The organism is Williamsia sp. DF01-3 (assembly GCF_023051145.1).
Lineage (GTDB): Bacteria > Actinomycetota > Actinomycetes > Mycobacteriales > Mycobacteriaceae > Williamsia.
Map to the genome: position 1 here is coordinate 3,732,328 of NZ_JALKFS010000005.1, position 13,598 is coordinate 3,745,925.

Consider the following 13,598-nt stretch of genomic DNA (forward strand, 5'->3'; position numbering starts at 1 on the left):
ATCGCGATAAGTCCTATCTTTAGAATTCGTTTGATCAGTGGCTGAAGAGGGATTAGTCCTTGATGAGTCGACGCTGTACTTGGCAGATGTCGCACCCAGGAGATAAAAGGATCATGGACGCACCTTTCGCAACGACCAGCACGAATCAGCAACTCGACGCCGACGTCGCCATTGTCGGATCGGGTTTCGGTGGGCTCACCGCAGCGCAGCGGCTCGCCAAGTCGGGTCTGCGGGTGGTCCTCGTCTCGAGCACTCCCGAGCACCTGTTCCAGCCGTTGCTCTACCAGGTTGCCACCGGCGTCCTGAACAGCGAGGAGATCGCCCCGGACGTGGCCGGCATCCTCCGTCGCCACAAGAACATCGAGGTGCGGCTGGGAACGGTGACCGCGGTGGATCCCGATGCCGGGCTCCTCACATTCCGCGGAGAGGGCGCAGCCCAGACCGTCCGGTTCCGCTATCTGATCGCGGCCACAGGTGCCACCCAGTCGTACTTCGGTCGTGACGAGTTCGCACGATATTCCTTTGCGCTCAAGACGATCGACGATGCCACCCGTCTTCGCGCACAGATCCGACGCTGCTTCGAGGAGGCCGCGCGCACGGACGATCCGGACCTGCGTCGCAGGTTGCTCAGCTTCGTGGTGGTGGGCGCCGGCCCCACCGGCGTGGAGGTGGCCGGCCAGATTCGCGAATTGGCCACGCGCTATTACAAGCTCGACGACGTCTCGGTCTACCTCGTCGAGGGCGCGGGGGCCGCGCTCCCCGTGTACGGGGGTTCGCTGTCCGCCTACGCGCAGAAGGCCCTGGAACGTGGCGGTGTCGAGGTGGTACTGAACGCCTTTGTCACCGAGATGGATTCAGAAGGCGTCACCGTCAAGATCGGCGACGGGGCGGCAACGCGCCGCATCGCAGCCGACACCATCGTGTGGTCGGCCGGAGTGCAGGCAAGCGCCTTCGCGGGCGTACTCGCCGAGGTCACCGGAAGCGCGATCGACCGCGCCGGCAGGCTGTTGATCAACCCCGACCTGACGGTCGGTGGCTACGCGAACGTATTCGCCATCGGCGACATGACGTCGTTGAACGGCTACCCCGGTCAGAGCCCGGTCGCCATGCAGGAGGCGCGCCACGCTGCGGACATCATCAGCCGAAAGAAGCAGCCGGGCACCCCGTTCCAATACTTCGACAAGGGCAGCATGTCGGTGATCAACCGCTTCAGCGCGGTGGTGGCCATCAACGAGCGAATCCGGTTCGGCGGCTTCATCGCCTGGCTGACGTGGCTGGCAGTGCACCTGTTCTACCTGGTGGGGTTCCGTAACCGGTTCGCGGCCATCGCCTCGTGGCTCTTCGCCTTCGTGGGCAGCAACCGCCCCGGATTCGATCAGGCCGACCGGATGCCGGCGGAGAAGCAACGTCGCCGCAAGGCCAGTTGAGTCAGATCTCGCCGAGGTGGTTGGTGTCGTTCACCAGTCGCACCGACGCACCGCCGTCGGGATAGAACTCGGCGAGGCTCAACGATGCCAGATCCAGGTGCAGTCGATAGAGAATCGACGGACCCACATCGAGCGCTGAACGCAGCAACACCTTGATGGGTGTCACATGGGATACCACCAGAACAGTCGACGACCCGTTGTCTGCGACGATCTCTGACCGCGCCTGCAGCACTCGTTCGGTGACGGTGTCGAAACTCTCGCCCCCGGGCGGAGCGACGCTGGTGTCACCGAGCCAGGTCTTGAAGAGCTCGGGATCGCGCTCTGCGGCCTCTCGGAACGTCAGACCCTCCCACGCCCCGAAGTCGGTCTCGATCAGACCGTCGTGCACCGTGACCGGCAAACCCAATGCGGTGGCGGCTGATTCGGCGGTCTCCCTGGCCCGGCCCAACGGAGAGCTGATCACAGCACTGACGTCCGAGGGGGTCCGCGAGGCCAGCCGCTTGGCGGCCAGTGCTGCTTGTTCGCGGCCCAATTCGGTCAGTTCAGGGTTACCCCTACCCGAGTAGCGACGCTCGACCGACAGCGCTGTCTGGCCGTGCCGCAACAGCAACAGACGTGTGGGAGCGCCGCGCGCGCCTGTCCACCCCGGCGACGTCGCCGGCGCTTTTTCCGTTGTGCCGGTGTCGGTGTCGGTGTCGGATGCAGGCGACGCGGCAGGCGTCAGACCTGCAGCGGCGTCCATCGCTTCATTCGCCAGTCGATCTGCGTGCCCGTTCTGGTTGCGCGGTATCCAGACGAACTCGACGTTGTCGAACCGTTCGGTCAATCTCTTGGCCTCGCGAGCCAGCGGGATCATGTCCGGATGCTTGATCTTCCAGCGGCCCGACATCTGCTCGACAACAAGTTTGGAATCCATCCGCATCGTGACGTCAGCGGCCCCGAGCTCGGCAGCAGCTGTGAGCGCCGCGATGAGACCCCGGTATTCGGCCACGTTGTTGGTGGTCACCCCGAGCGCCTCTTTGCGTTCCGCGAGAACCGCAGAGTGGTCGGCGTCGAACACCACCGCCCCGTAACCGGCCGGACCGGGGTTGCCGCGTGAGCCCCCGTCTGCCTCCGCTATCACCTTCACCGGTCCCTCACCCTTCGTGCCGACGGTGCACTGTCGTCGCGTGCGATGTCGTCGAGCGCACAGACGCCGCGGTCATTGCCGGGTCAGACCGGATTCGTTGGTGCGTACCAGGATTGCGCCACACTCGTCGCATCGGACGACCTCGTCGGCCGGGGTGGCGGCGATGCGGCCGAGCAGACCGCGGTCGAACTCCATGCGGCATCCGCCGCATCGGCCGGCCCGGAGCAAGCCGGCTCCGACCCTTCCAGCTTTCGTCTGCCGGTCGTAGATCGCCATGAGATCGGCGTCGGCGTGTTCGAGCATCGCGTCACGCTTGGTCTGCGCGGCAGCCTCTGTCTCCGCGATCTCGGCCAACGCGACCTCGCGGCGGGCCGTGGCGTCGTCGATCAGCCGTTGGGTGTGGGCCGTCATCGCCGATGCGCGCTGCTCGTCCGCGCTGACCGCTTCCTGCTGCTCCATCACCTCGAGCATCTCGTCCTCGAGATTGGACCGTCGACGGATCAGCCCGGCGACCTCGTGCTCGAGTTCGGTCAGTGCCTTGGCAGGCAGATTGCCTGCCGCCAACTGCTGGTTGTCCTTGGCCTCGCGCATCGACATCGAGTTGATCTCGTTGTCGAGCCGGCGCGATTCCCGCAGCAGGTCTTCGGCGGCGATCTGGGCGCGGATTGCCTCGTCGCGCTGGGTCTGCAGCTGTTCGGCAAGCCTGCTCAACTCGGCGTTCTCTGGGAGGACTGCCCGCCGATGCGCGATGCGGTGCAATTCGGCATCGATGTCGGCGATGTCCAACATGAGTCGTTGGCTGGCCGGGTCTGCTTTCACCAGTGCCCTTTCGTTTGATGCATGGATGTGCAACCGTACGCGGTCTGCGACGACCCACTCGGTTCAGCTCCCGCCGCCCTCATCCGCCGTGACCCCCTCGGTGAACGGTCCACGGATCAGTCGGGTTGGCGAACACGGTGGCCGAGAGCCCCGGCAGCTCGGCATCCAGGAGATCGACAACCTGCTCGCACCAAGGGAACTCGGTGCTCCAGTGACCGGCGTCGATGAGCGCCGGACCACCCCCGCGCAGATGTTCGTCGACCGGGTGATGGCGTAGATCCCCTGTCACGTAGACGTCCGCTCCGGCGGCCCGCGCGGCTCTGAGCAGCGAATCGCCCGCTCCACCGCAGACTGCAACGGTCCGGACCACCTGTTCGGGATCACCGGCGGCGCGTACCCCTGACGTCGACACGGGCAGGGCGTCGGCGACGAGCTTGGTGAACGCGCCCAGCGTCAGCGGTCCGGCGAGCTCACCGACCCGGCCGAGTCCCTCCCCACTGATCCCTGCGGCCATCTCGATGAGATCGAAGGCCGGTTCCTCGTAAGGATGGGCTGCTCGCAGCGCGCCGAGAACGGCTGCGCGCACCGATGTGCGTGCAACCATCTCGACACGGTCTTCGGCAACCTGGGTCAGCTCACCGCGCGCACCGACCGCCGGGTCCGCATCTGCGCTGGGAAGGAATTGTCCGGTTCCGGACGTACTCCAGCAGCAGTGGCTGTACTCCCCGATCTGGCCGGCTCCCGCAGCGAACATCGCTTCCCGTACGGAGGCGGCTTCGGCGGCGGGAACGAACACCGACCACTTGTCCATGGCCGCAGCAGGTTTCGGATCGAGCGGCCGCAGGTCGATCAGCCCGAGCGCGCCGGCCAACGCGTCCGACACCCCCGGGGATGCTGAGTCCGCGTTGGTGTGTGCGGTGTACAGCGCGCACCCGTTCCGGATCAGCCGGTGGATGAGCCGGCCTTTGGGGGTATGGGCGCCCACCGTGTCGACGCCACGGAGGAGCAGAGGGTGGTGGGCCACGATGAGGTCGACCCCTCCGGCCACGGCGAGGTCGACCACCGCGTCGGTCACGTCCACGCAGCAGAGCACCGAACCAACCGTCTCGACGGGGTCACCACACACCAGACCCACCGAGTCCCAGTCCTCGGCGAGCCGTACCGGGTATGCCCGTTCGAGTACTTCGATCACGTCTGCAAGGCCGGTCATCAGCCCACCTTTCCGATCGCATCGATCAACCCGGAGACAATGCTCTCGTCGCGGACCGCGAGCCGGAGCATGTCCGGCCCCATCCCGACGAAGTTGGCGCAGCTGCGCACCGCATAACCATGATCGCGCAGCCGTTCTTTGAACGCAGTGCCGTTCGGGACCGCGATCGTGACAAACGAAGCCGAAGGTCGTCCCATCACCTCGACACCTGCTCCCCGCAGTGCCGCGATCATCGAGGCGCGATGCGCCTGTACCTCGGCAGCCTGCGCCGCCGCGTACGCAGCACCCTCGGGGCCCGCACACACTTCGAGCGCGACCAGCTGCAACGTCCCCAGTGGCCAGTGCGGTCGGGCCCGGGCCAGCCGGCGCAGCAACAAGGGGTCGCCCAGGAGGTAACCGGCGCGCAGCCCCGCGAGTGCAAATGTCTTCGTGATGCTCCGCAGAACCACCACACCGTCGAGACGATCACCCGCGAGGCTCTCCGGCTCCCCGGGCACGATGTCGGCGAACGCCTCATCCACCACGACGACGCGACCGGGACGTCGCAGGGCGTCGATCGCGGCGCGGGGGTGGAGCACGGACGTGGGATTGGTGGGGTTGCCCAGCACCACCAGGTCGGCGGACTCGGGCACGAGATCGGGGTCGAGGTTCCATGGCGGCGGGAGCACCACCTGCTCGATCGCGACGTCCGCTGAGCGCAAGGCGCGCTCGGGTTCGGTGAACGAGGGTTGCAGAAGAGCCGCCAGCCGGGGCTGCAACTGCGGAAGCAGCGCGAAACCCTCGGCAGCCCCGGCCAGCAACAAGACCTCGGACGGGTCGCGGCGGTGATGCCTGGCGATGGCCTCCACGGCCCGTCGCTCATCGTCGACCCCGGGATAGCGGGCGAGGTCACCGATGCGGGCGTTCAGCGCTCGCAGTAGGAAGTCGGGGGTGGTGCCGCGCACGTTGACCGCGAAGTCGACGAGTCCGGGCTCGGCGTCACGGTCGCCGTGACGAGCAAGGTCCGTGAGCAGCTGCCCCGCAGGAACTCGGTGTTCTCCCCCGGTCGGTACGCTCGGCGATTTCACAGTTGTCGAGCCTACGGGCAGGATGGACTGGTGAGTTCGCGCATCGACACCAGCCTCCCCGACCCCGCCGATCTACCCGACCCGGCCGCCGCGTCGACGGTGCTCCTGTTCGACCTCGACGGCACCATCACCGATTCGTTCGCAGGAATCGAGAAGAGTTTCCGCCATGCCCTCGACACCGTGGGCGCACCTCAACCCGATGAGTCGGTGGTGGCCGGGATCGCGGGGCCACCGATGATCGACAGCCTTCGGCGGCTCGACCTCGATGAACCCACCGTCGATGCCGCGATGAAGGCGTACCGCGAGCGGTACGTCAGCGTCGGCTGGCTGGAGAACTCGGTGTTCGACGGTATGGACGGACTCCTCGCCGACCTGTCCGCGTCCGGCCGCAGGCTCGCGGTGGCGACCTCCAAGAATCAGGCCACCGCCCGGCGGATCCTCGAGCACTTCGGGCTCGACAAGCACTTCGAGTACATCGCGGGGGCATCCGATGACGGTTCACGCCGCAGCAAATCCGACGTGATCGGGCACGCACTGGCCTCCCTGGGCATCACCGACGTCTCCGATCACGCTGTGGTGATGATCGGCGACCGTTCGCATGACGTCCACGGTTCGGCCGAGTTCGGCATTCCCGCAGTGTTCGTGCGGTGGGGATATGCGGTGTCCGACGAGCACACCGACGCGGCGTGGGCTGTGGAATCGGTGGACCAGCTCCGCGGGTTGCTCCATGCCTGAACGCCTGCACGTCACCTTCGTCTGCACCGGGAACATCTGCCGCTCACCCATGGGGCAGAACATCTTCCGGCATGCGCTCGACGAGGCCGGGCTCGCGGAGCAGGTCCGGGTGACCAGTTGCGGTACGGGCCACTGGCATGTCGGCGATCCCGCCGACCTCAGGGCCCGTACCGAATTGACCTCGGCCGGGTACGACGACGACCACACCGCAGCCCAGATCGGACCCGAGCACCTCGGAGCAGACTTGTTGCTGGCGATGGACAGCGGGCATCTGCGTGCGCTGCAGGAACAGGGCGTCGGCGAACGAGCACGGCTGTTGCGCAGCTTCGACCCCGACGCCGATGGGCCGGATGTCGCCGACCCGTACTACGGATCGGACGACGGTTTCGCCACCGTTCGTCAGCAGATCGAGGCCGCCGTCCCGGGGCTCCTGGCGTGGGTGCGCGAACGCCACTGACCCGGACCCCCGCGGTCAGAGCACGGCCGGTGCGATCAGTCCGTGGATGAAGCGCATTTTCGACAACACCTGTTGCGGGAGTACAAACGGGTACAGATCCTGATGCCCCATCGATCGGTTGATCTGGTTGAGCGCCCACGTCAGCGGGAGCCACAGGTCGATGATCTGGTCGAATCCCACATCGCCGAGCAACACGCTGTCGAGGGTGGCTCCTGCCGGCGCCATCGCGAATGCAGCAGCGGTGTCGAGGGTGTCGCGGATGTGCAGGTAGTGCGCGAACGTCTCCGCCCAGTCCTCGGCGGGGTGCATCGTGGCGTAGGAGGAGACGTAGTTGCGGCGCCAGTTCGTCGGGGGTCCCTCGCCGTAATGGCGGTCGAGTGCGGCCTGGTAGTCCTCGTCCGGGTCTCCGAACAGTTCCTCGAACCGTGCCCGGTGTTCGCCTGAGCCGACCAGGACCATTTGGTAGTAGTGCCCGATCTCGTGACGGAAGTGTCCGATCAGGGTGCGATAGGGCTCGTCCATCGACACCCGCAACTGCTCGCGGTGCACATCGTCGCCCTCTGCGAGGTCGAGGGTCACCACCCCGCTGGCGTGGCCGGTGATGACCGGGTTCTCGGCGCTGGACAGCAGATCGAACGCGAGGCCCGTGTCGGGGTCCACGTCGCGGCCCCGGATGGGAAGCCCCAATTCGTCCAGTTCGAGGATCACCCGGCGTTTGTTGGTCTCGGCAACCCCGAACGCCTCCATCGCGGTGGTGTCGGTGTCGGCGGGCCGCGTTCGGGTGAGCCGGCATGACTCGCACAGAGTCGACGGATTCGGTTCGCCTGCAGGTGTTTTCGCGCCGGGTTCGACTTCGGGGATGACCCAGTTGCAGGAGATGAGTGCGAAGTTGGTGCATCGCACCAGCTTTTGTCCGTCGAGTTCGGTGGTCGCCTCGTCGTCGAGGACGTACATGGTGCGGGTCGGCATGTGGAATCCGAGCGGGCTCTTGCAGTTCAGGCACAACGTGTTCTCGAACGACAGTCGCTGACCACACTTACGGCAGACCAGATCGCGCATGGGTGACGCTCCCCTCGTGGTGATGATGACGGCGTGATGCCGGCCCGTCGCCGGGCGGACCGCAGTTTTTGCACCGTCCCACTGCGTTGAGCGTAGTCGCTGGTCCGGCCGCGTCGGACATGGCCGATCTGGGAATCGGACGCGACACCGTGTCGGACCTGGTGGGTGGACTCGGTACCGTGGTGATGTGCGTGTCCTGCGAAACTTCCTGCGTCCCGGATGGATCGCGCTTGCCATCGTGGTGATCGCGTTCGCCGTCGCGTGCTTCTGGGTGCTGGCCCCGTGGCAATTGGGTAAGAACTCACGCACCGAGCATCAGAACGACCTCATCGAACGAGCCGAGTCGTCCCAGCCCGTTCCGATCGGAGACCTCTATCAAGATGGTCGCCCGGTCGAGGACGCCGAATGGAGCCGTGTCTCGGTCACCGGCAGGTACCTGCCGGACAAGCAGGCGGTGGTACGGCTGCGCTCCATCGAAGGGTCGCCCGCCTACGAGGTGCTCACCCCGTTCGCGGCGAACTCCGGCGACACCTACCTGGTCAACCGCGGATACGTGAAGCCTGTTCAGGGCACGGCCTTGCCTCCGATCATCTCGCCGCCGTCCGAGCAGGTCACGCTGGTCGCCCGCATCCGTGCGGCGGAGGGAACCAGTCCGGGGCGTGAGCCGCGCACCGAGGCCGGGGCCACACAGGTCTATTCCATCGACCCGGTGGTCCTCGGCCGTGCCGTCGACGTGCCTTTGGCCGCCGGATACCTCCAGCTGACCGACGACCAGCCCGGTGGACTCGGCGTCATCGATCTCCCGCAGCTCGATTCAGGCCCGTACCTCTCCTATGGGTTGCAATGGCTTGCCTTCGGCGTGATGGCGCCGTTGGGGCTGGGCTACTTCGTGTGGTCGGAGGTCAAGCAGCGGAAAGCTGCGAAGACCGGCGCCCCGATACCCAAGAAGCCACGCGAGCGGGGCCGCCGGACGCGGGAGGCACTGGCCGCGTCGTCCACCGGCACAGTGGTCCATTCGGAGGCGCGTGGGCCGATCGGCTCAGGACCGACGAGCGCGCCGGACGACAAGCTGTCCGACCGCTACGGTCGCTAAGGCGCCGATCTGCACCCGCCGGGACAACGCCGCGGCGCGGTACAGGTCGCGGCCGGTGGGAGCGCGACCGTCGCCCAGCGTCGGGCGAATCTCGGTCCGGTGCCGGTAGACCGTGACACCGCCGAGCTCCACGCCGAGTGCTCCCGCGAACGAGGCCTCGACCACACCCGCATTGGGACTGGGGTGTGCCGATGCGTCCCGACGCACAGCAGTGGCCGCCCCGGCCTGGTCGTCGCCGAGCGCCACCACCAGGAGGGCGGTCAGGCGGGCGGGCAGGAAGTTCGCCACGTCGTCGAGTCGAGCGCTTGCCCAGCCGAAGTTGGTATACCTGCTGTTGCGATATCCGACCATCGCATCGAGCGTGTTGATCATCCGGTACGCCAGCAGTCCCGGGATCCCGGCGATCGCTCCCCAGACCAGCGGACCCACTGCTGCATCCGAGGTGTTCTCGGCGACGGACTCGAGCGCGGCGCGTGCCATCCCGTCTGCGTCGAGACTGTTCGGGTCACGCCCGCACAGACTGGGTATCAACGCGCGGGCGCCTTCGAGGTCGTCGGACGCCAGCGAGTCGGCCAGACGCTCGCCCACCGACGTCAGGGAGGTGCCACCCAAGGTCGCCCAGGTGATCAGCGCCGTCGGCAGCACCCCGCTGCGGCGGCCCATCACGCCCGCACCGGTGACCACTCCCACGCACGTGAGGGTGAACATGGTTCCGGCCCAACGTGAGTCGCGATACAGGACGCCCTCGAGCCTTCCCGCTGCGATACCCATGCCGGCCACGGGGTGATAGCGCGTCGGGTCGCCGAAGATGCGGTCGAGGAGATATCCCGCGGTCAGCCCGAGGGCGCGGTCCCAGCCAGCAGTCACCATGGTGTGCTCATCCTAGGACTTGGTGAGGCGCGCCCAGCGACGAGAGCAAGTGAGGGTACCCTCATCCTGCTTGGTGCCGCTTCAACGACGCAGCGGTGCCCGGCCCACCCGGGGCACTGCTTCCGACATCACGAACAATGGTGAGCTGATGAGAACTACCAACCTGCCAGACGACCTTGACCATACCGGCGACCAGCGATTGTGGTTGTCGGGTTTCCTGGCCGGTTTCGACGCCGGCTCGACGACCGATGGCGCCGTCGCAGCCGACCGCGACGCAGTTCTGGCCGCCGCCCGAGCGGCACTCGCCGAGCTCGACAGCGGGGTGTCGGCCCCGGAGATACCCGGCGCCGAGGAGATCGCCGCAGACCGCCCGGCCAAGCCGAAAAGGTCGCCGTGGACCCGCAAGAACCCCTATGCCGCCACGCTTGTCGCCAATCGACCACTGCGCGGGTCTGACTCGACCAAAGACGTCCGTCATGTGGTGTTCGATCTCGGCGACAGCGACATCGACTACGAAGCGGGCGACGGCCTCGGCATCCGGCCGGTCAACGATCCGCACCTGGTGTCGGCGCTGATCACCAGGATCGGGGCAGATCCGCATCAGGTGATCACCACCCGCGCCGGCGAGTTCACCCTGGTGGACGCGTTGACACACGAGTACGAGATCTCTCTGCCGACCCGCGACCTGATCGACTTCATGGTCGAACGGTCGCGCGATGCCGAACTCGATCACGTTCTGTCCACCGAGGAACGGGAGGCTCTCGAAGGATGGTTGTGGGGCAAGGACGTCCTCGACCTGCTCGACCTCGAACCCGCGCTCGAGATATCCGCGACCGAGCTGCTCGAACTCCTCAGACCGCTGACCCATCGGGTGTACTCGATCTCGTCGAGCCCACTGACTCACAAGGGCATGGTGCATCTGACCGTGTCCGCGGTTCGGTATCGCTCGGCGCAGCGCGACCGCCGAGGGCAGTGCTCGACCTACCTCGCCGACCGGCTCAAGGCGGGCGACACGGCCGGTGTCTTCTTGTCGAAGAACCGCTCGTTCCGCCTGCCCGACGACGACTCGGTACCGGTGATCATGGTGGGCCCGGGTACAGGAGTTGCCCCGTTCCGCTCCTTCCTTTACGAACGCAAGGCCAGGGCCGCTCGGGGACGCAACTGGCTCTTCTTCGGGGACCAGTATCGGGCAACAGACTTCATGTACGAGGACGAGATCGTGCAGTTCCGCCGCGACGGCGTCCTCGACCGGCTTGATCTGGCGTTCTCACGGGACCAGGAGCAGAAGGTCTACGTGCAGGACCGGATGCGGGAGAACGGCGCCGACCTGTTCACCTGGCTGGAGGACGGTGCCCACTTCTACGTGTGCGGCGACGCCTCGCAGATGGCGAAAGATGTGGATTCGGCTCTTCATGACGTGGTCGCCGAGCACGGCGGGTTCGATGCCGAGACCGCGGAGGACTACGTCAACACCCTCAAGCGGGAGAAGCGGTATCTGCGAGATGTGTACTGACCTCTGATGGGCCGCGCATCGCGACAACCCAAAGCCCGCAACGATTTCGGCGGGCCACAGCCCGGCGTGTACCCGATCGACACCGGCAGTTGTGAACTGGTTCGTGACCACCTCACCGACGGTTGGATACTGAACGTCAACGGCGTGCAGAGTTCTCACATCAACCTCTCCGACCCCACCCAGCTCGACTTCGAGTACATGCAGTGGATGGCCGCGCTCATCGCTGACCGCTGGCCGGCTTCGAGCCGACTGCGCGTTCTCCACCTCGGCGCCGGCGCCTGCTCGATGGCCCGCCATCTCGCTGCGAACTATCCGCAGGCCCGGCAGGTCGCGGTCGACATCGACGACACACTGGCTCGATTGGTCCGGGAATGGTTCGATCTGCCTCGGGCTCCCCTGCTCCGACTGCGGGTGGGTGACGCGCGCGAGGTCACCGAATCACTCACCGATAACAGCCGTGATCTGATCATTCGTGACGTCTTCTCCGCCGCCGTCACCCCACCGGCACTGACCACCGCCGAGTTCACCGCTCAGGTTCGTCGGGTGCTGGCCCCTGGCGGTGTCTACATGGTCAATTGTGGTGACACCCGCGACCTTTCACTCGCCCGATCAGAGGCTGCCACCATGGGGACCTTGTTCGAGCACCTCGCGATCATCGCCGACCCTGCGATGCTCAAGGGCCGTCGTTACGGCAACATCGTGATCGCTGCCGCCGACACCCCGCTCGGCGAGTCCCCCGCAGTTGCCCGGACACTCCTCGGTGGCGGCGTTCCGGCGCACATCTGGCTCGACCCGAAGGTGCGTTCCTTCGCCACGGGTGGCCGCGTTCTGCACGATCAGACCGGGTGACACCAGCACCACGAGGGTGTGATCATGGCCCGATGTTGCCGCCGTAGGTCGCGATCTTGTACTCGGTGGCCGCCAGCGACAGCTCCAGTTCGCGGATGCGCCGAGTGATCGTGTTGCGCTGCTCCACCATGATGTCGAGGCGCTCGGCAACCGTCTGCTCCCCTTGGTCGACCAGTTCCACATAGTGCTGTAGCTCCCGCATCGGCATGCCCGACAAGCGCATTCGGGAGATGAAGACCAGCCGCCGAAGGGCGGCGCCGTCGTAGACACGGCGGCCGGCAAGATCTCGCGGCACCGTGACCAGGCCGGCTCGCTCGTAGTAGCGAAGTGTGTGCGCAGACACGCCGAGGAGTTCGGCCACGTCAGCGATGCCCAGCGGGCCGTCCACGTTGCCGGCGTCGACCAGGCCGTGAACCACATCGACGGTCATCGACTCGTCGCCGCCCTGCAGCGCCTCGAGCGCTCGACTCATCAGATCTCGGGTCGCCATGATCCAACGCTAGACCGGTCGAACCGATTCCGGGACACCCGGAAAATCTGCGCTCTCGGACAGTGCGGCGATCTTGTCGAGCTCCTCGAGACCACGTCGGTGGGCGGCGGCGAGCCGACGTACCGCTTCACGTCCAAGGGGGACACGCAACGGCGCGCTCTCGGCGTCGACCAACGACCGGATGATGTCCGCCGCGCGAGCGGGATCGCCCTCCTGCTTCCCGTCCACGGCCAGCATGTCGGCGCGCACCGCAGCCAGCAGAGCGCCATAGGTCTTCGATGGCGTTGCGAGTTTGAGTACGTCGGGTGCGTTGAAACCCGTTCGGAAGCGGCTCGGCTCGACGATGAGAACTCTGATGCCGAATGGTTCCACCTCGCCGGCCAACGCTTCAGACCACCCTTCGAGCGCGAACTTGCCCGCGGAGTAGGACCCGGCACCCGGGAATGACACGCGTCCGCCTTGGCTGCTGATCTGCACGATTGTTCCTTTGCCCTGCTCTCGCATTCCGGGCAGTACCGCCCGCACCAGTGCCGCAGGACCGAACAGGTGCTGGTCGAGCATGTCTCGCAATTGCCGGTCGTCGATCTCCTCGGCTGCTCCGATCTGCCCGACTCCACCGTTGTTGACCAACACGTCGATGGCACCGAACCGCTCCACGGCGCCGGCGACGAGGTGGGCCGCAGACCCCGTGTCGCGCACGTCGTGGCGAACCGCCAGCAGCGAGTCGGGGTAGATGGTCAGCAGATCGGCGATCCGCTCGGGTCGTCGCATCGCGGCCACCACGCGGTCCCCTGCTGTCAACGCCGCTTCGGTGAGGGCCCGTCCGATACCCGAGGATGCGCCGGTGATGATCCAGTTCTTTGCCATGGTGGCGACGCTA

At 66.5% G+C, this 13,598-nt stretch carries 14 protein-coding genes; 6 read left to right on the forward strand and 8 right to left on the reverse strand.

Annotation, left to right across the window (positions count from 1 at the left end):
• Positions 1-113 precede the first annotated feature (113 nt).
• Positions 114-1,427 (forward strand): NAD(P)/FAD-dependent oxidoreductase, encoded by a 1,314-nt coding sequence (locus tag MVA47_RS19630; protein ID WP_247209419.1) that lies wholly within the window; start codon positions 114-116, stop codon positions 1,425-1,427.
• Between the two features lies 1 nt (position 1,428).
• On the opposite strand, the gene MVA47_RS19635 is transcribed toward MVA47_RS19630, so the two are convergent.
• The 4 genes from MVA47_RS19635 to cobC form a co-directional block, all read right to left on the reverse strand.
• Positions 1,429-2,556 (reverse strand): bifunctional RNase H/acid phosphatase, encoded by a 1,128-nt coding sequence (locus tag MVA47_RS19635; RefSeq protein ID WP_247209421.1) that lies wholly within the window; start codon positions 2,554-2,556, stop codon positions 1,429-1,431.
• Positions 2,557-2,628: 72 nt separating this feature from the next.
• Positions 2,629-3,375 carry a zinc ribbon domain-containing protein gene (locus MVA47_RS19640; protein ID WP_247209423.1) on the reverse strand — a complete coding sequence of 249 codons (747 nt, stop codon included), beginning with the start codon at positions 3,373-3,375 and terminating at the stop codon, positions 2,629-2,631.
• A gap of 79 nt (positions 3,376-3,454) precedes the next feature.
• Positions 3,455-4,585 (reverse strand): Nif3-like dinuclear metal center hexameric protein, encoded by a 1,131-nt coding sequence (locus MVA47_RS19645; RefSeq protein ID WP_247209430.1) that lies wholly within the window; start codon positions 4,583-4,585, stop codon positions 3,455-3,457.
• Positions 4,585-5,652 carry an Rv2231c family pyridoxal phosphate-dependent protein CobC gene (gene cobC, locus MVA47_RS19650; protein ID WP_247209432.1) on the reverse strand — a complete coding sequence of 356 codons (1,068 nt, stop codon included), beginning with the start codon at positions 5,650-5,652 and terminating at the stop codon, positions 4,585-4,587. The genes MVA47_RS19645 and cobC overlap by 1 nt, the downstream gene beginning before the upstream one ends.
• Before the next feature lie 30 nt (positions 5,653-5,682).
• Between cobC and MVA47_RS19655 the strand changes: the two genes are divergently transcribed.
• Both MVA47_RS19655 and MVA47_RS19660 read left to right on the forward strand, forming a co-directional pair.
• Complete coding sequence (locus tag MVA47_RS19655) at positions 5,683-6,387, forward strand: HAD-IA family hydrolase (protein ID WP_374474275.1); 705 nt, start codon at positions 5,683-5,685, stop codon at positions 6,385-6,387.
• Positions 6,380-6,844, forward strand: coding sequence for a low molecular weight protein-tyrosine-phosphatase (locus MVA47_RS19660; RefSeq protein ID WP_247209434.1), 465 nt, complete (start codon positions 6,380-6,382; stop codon positions 6,842-6,844). Before MVA47_RS19655 ends, MVA47_RS19660 begins: the two co-directional genes overlap by 8 nt.
• Before the next feature lie 15 nt (positions 6,845-6,859).
• Here the strand turns inward: MVA47_RS19660 and MVA47_RS19665 are convergent, their stop codons facing one another.
• Positions 6,860-7,903, reverse strand: coding sequence for a putative zinc-binding metallopeptidase (locus tag MVA47_RS19665; protein ID WP_247209436.1), 1,044 nt, complete (start codon positions 7,901-7,903; stop codon positions 6,860-6,862).
• A 187-nt stretch (positions 7,904-8,090) separates the two neighbouring features.
• On the opposite strand from MVA47_RS19665, the gene MVA47_RS19670 reads away from it, so the two are divergent.
• The gene (locus tag MVA47_RS19670) at positions 8,091-8,996 is read left to right on the forward strand and encodes an SURF1 family protein (RefSeq protein WP_247209437.1); all 906 of its coding nucleotides are present in this window, start codon (positions 8,091-8,093) and stop codon (positions 8,994-8,996) included.
• On the opposite strand, the gene MVA47_RS19675 is transcribed toward MVA47_RS19670, so the two are convergent.
• Positions 8,943-9,866 (reverse strand): cobalamin biosynthesis protein, encoded by a 924-nt coding sequence (locus MVA47_RS19675; RefSeq protein WP_247209439.1) that lies wholly within the window; start codon positions 9,864-9,866, stop codon positions 8,943-8,945. The two genes, MVA47_RS19670 and MVA47_RS19675, sit on opposite strands and share 54 nt — an antisense overlap.
• A 148-nt stretch (positions 9,867-10,014) precedes the next feature.
• Here MVA47_RS19675 and MVA47_RS19680 point away from each other — a divergent pair, with 148 nt between their 5' ends.
• Both MVA47_RS19680 and MVA47_RS19685 read left to right on the forward strand, forming a co-directional pair.
• Entirely contained in the window at positions 10,015-11,379 is a 1,365-nt protein-coding gene (locus tag MVA47_RS19680; RefSeq protein WP_247209440.1) for a sulfite reductase subunit alpha, read from the forward strand.
• A 6-nt stretch (positions 11,380-11,385) separates the two neighbouring features.
• On the forward strand, positions 11,386-12,228 hold the full coding sequence (locus tag MVA47_RS19685; RefSeq protein WP_247209441.1) for a spermidine synthase: 843 nt from the start codon (positions 11,386-11,388) through the stop codon (positions 12,226-12,228).
• A 22-nt stretch (positions 12,229-12,250) separates the two neighbouring features.
• Here the strand turns inward: MVA47_RS19685 and MVA47_RS19690 are convergent, their stop codons facing one another.
• Together MVA47_RS19690 and MVA47_RS19695 are read right to left on the reverse strand one after the other, a co-directional pair.
• Positions 12,251-12,718, reverse strand: coding sequence for a MerR family transcriptional regulator (locus MVA47_RS19690; RefSeq protein WP_247209442.1), 468 nt, complete (start codon positions 12,716-12,718; stop codon positions 12,251-12,253).
• A gap of 9 nt (positions 12,719-12,727) precedes the next feature.
• Positions 12,728-13,585, reverse strand: a complete 858-nt coding sequence (locus MVA47_RS19695) for an SDR family NAD(P)-dependent oxidoreductase (RefSeq protein ID WP_247209444.1) — start codon at positions 13,583-13,585, stop codon at positions 12,728-12,730.
• Positions 13,586-13,598: the final 13 nt, after the last annotated feature.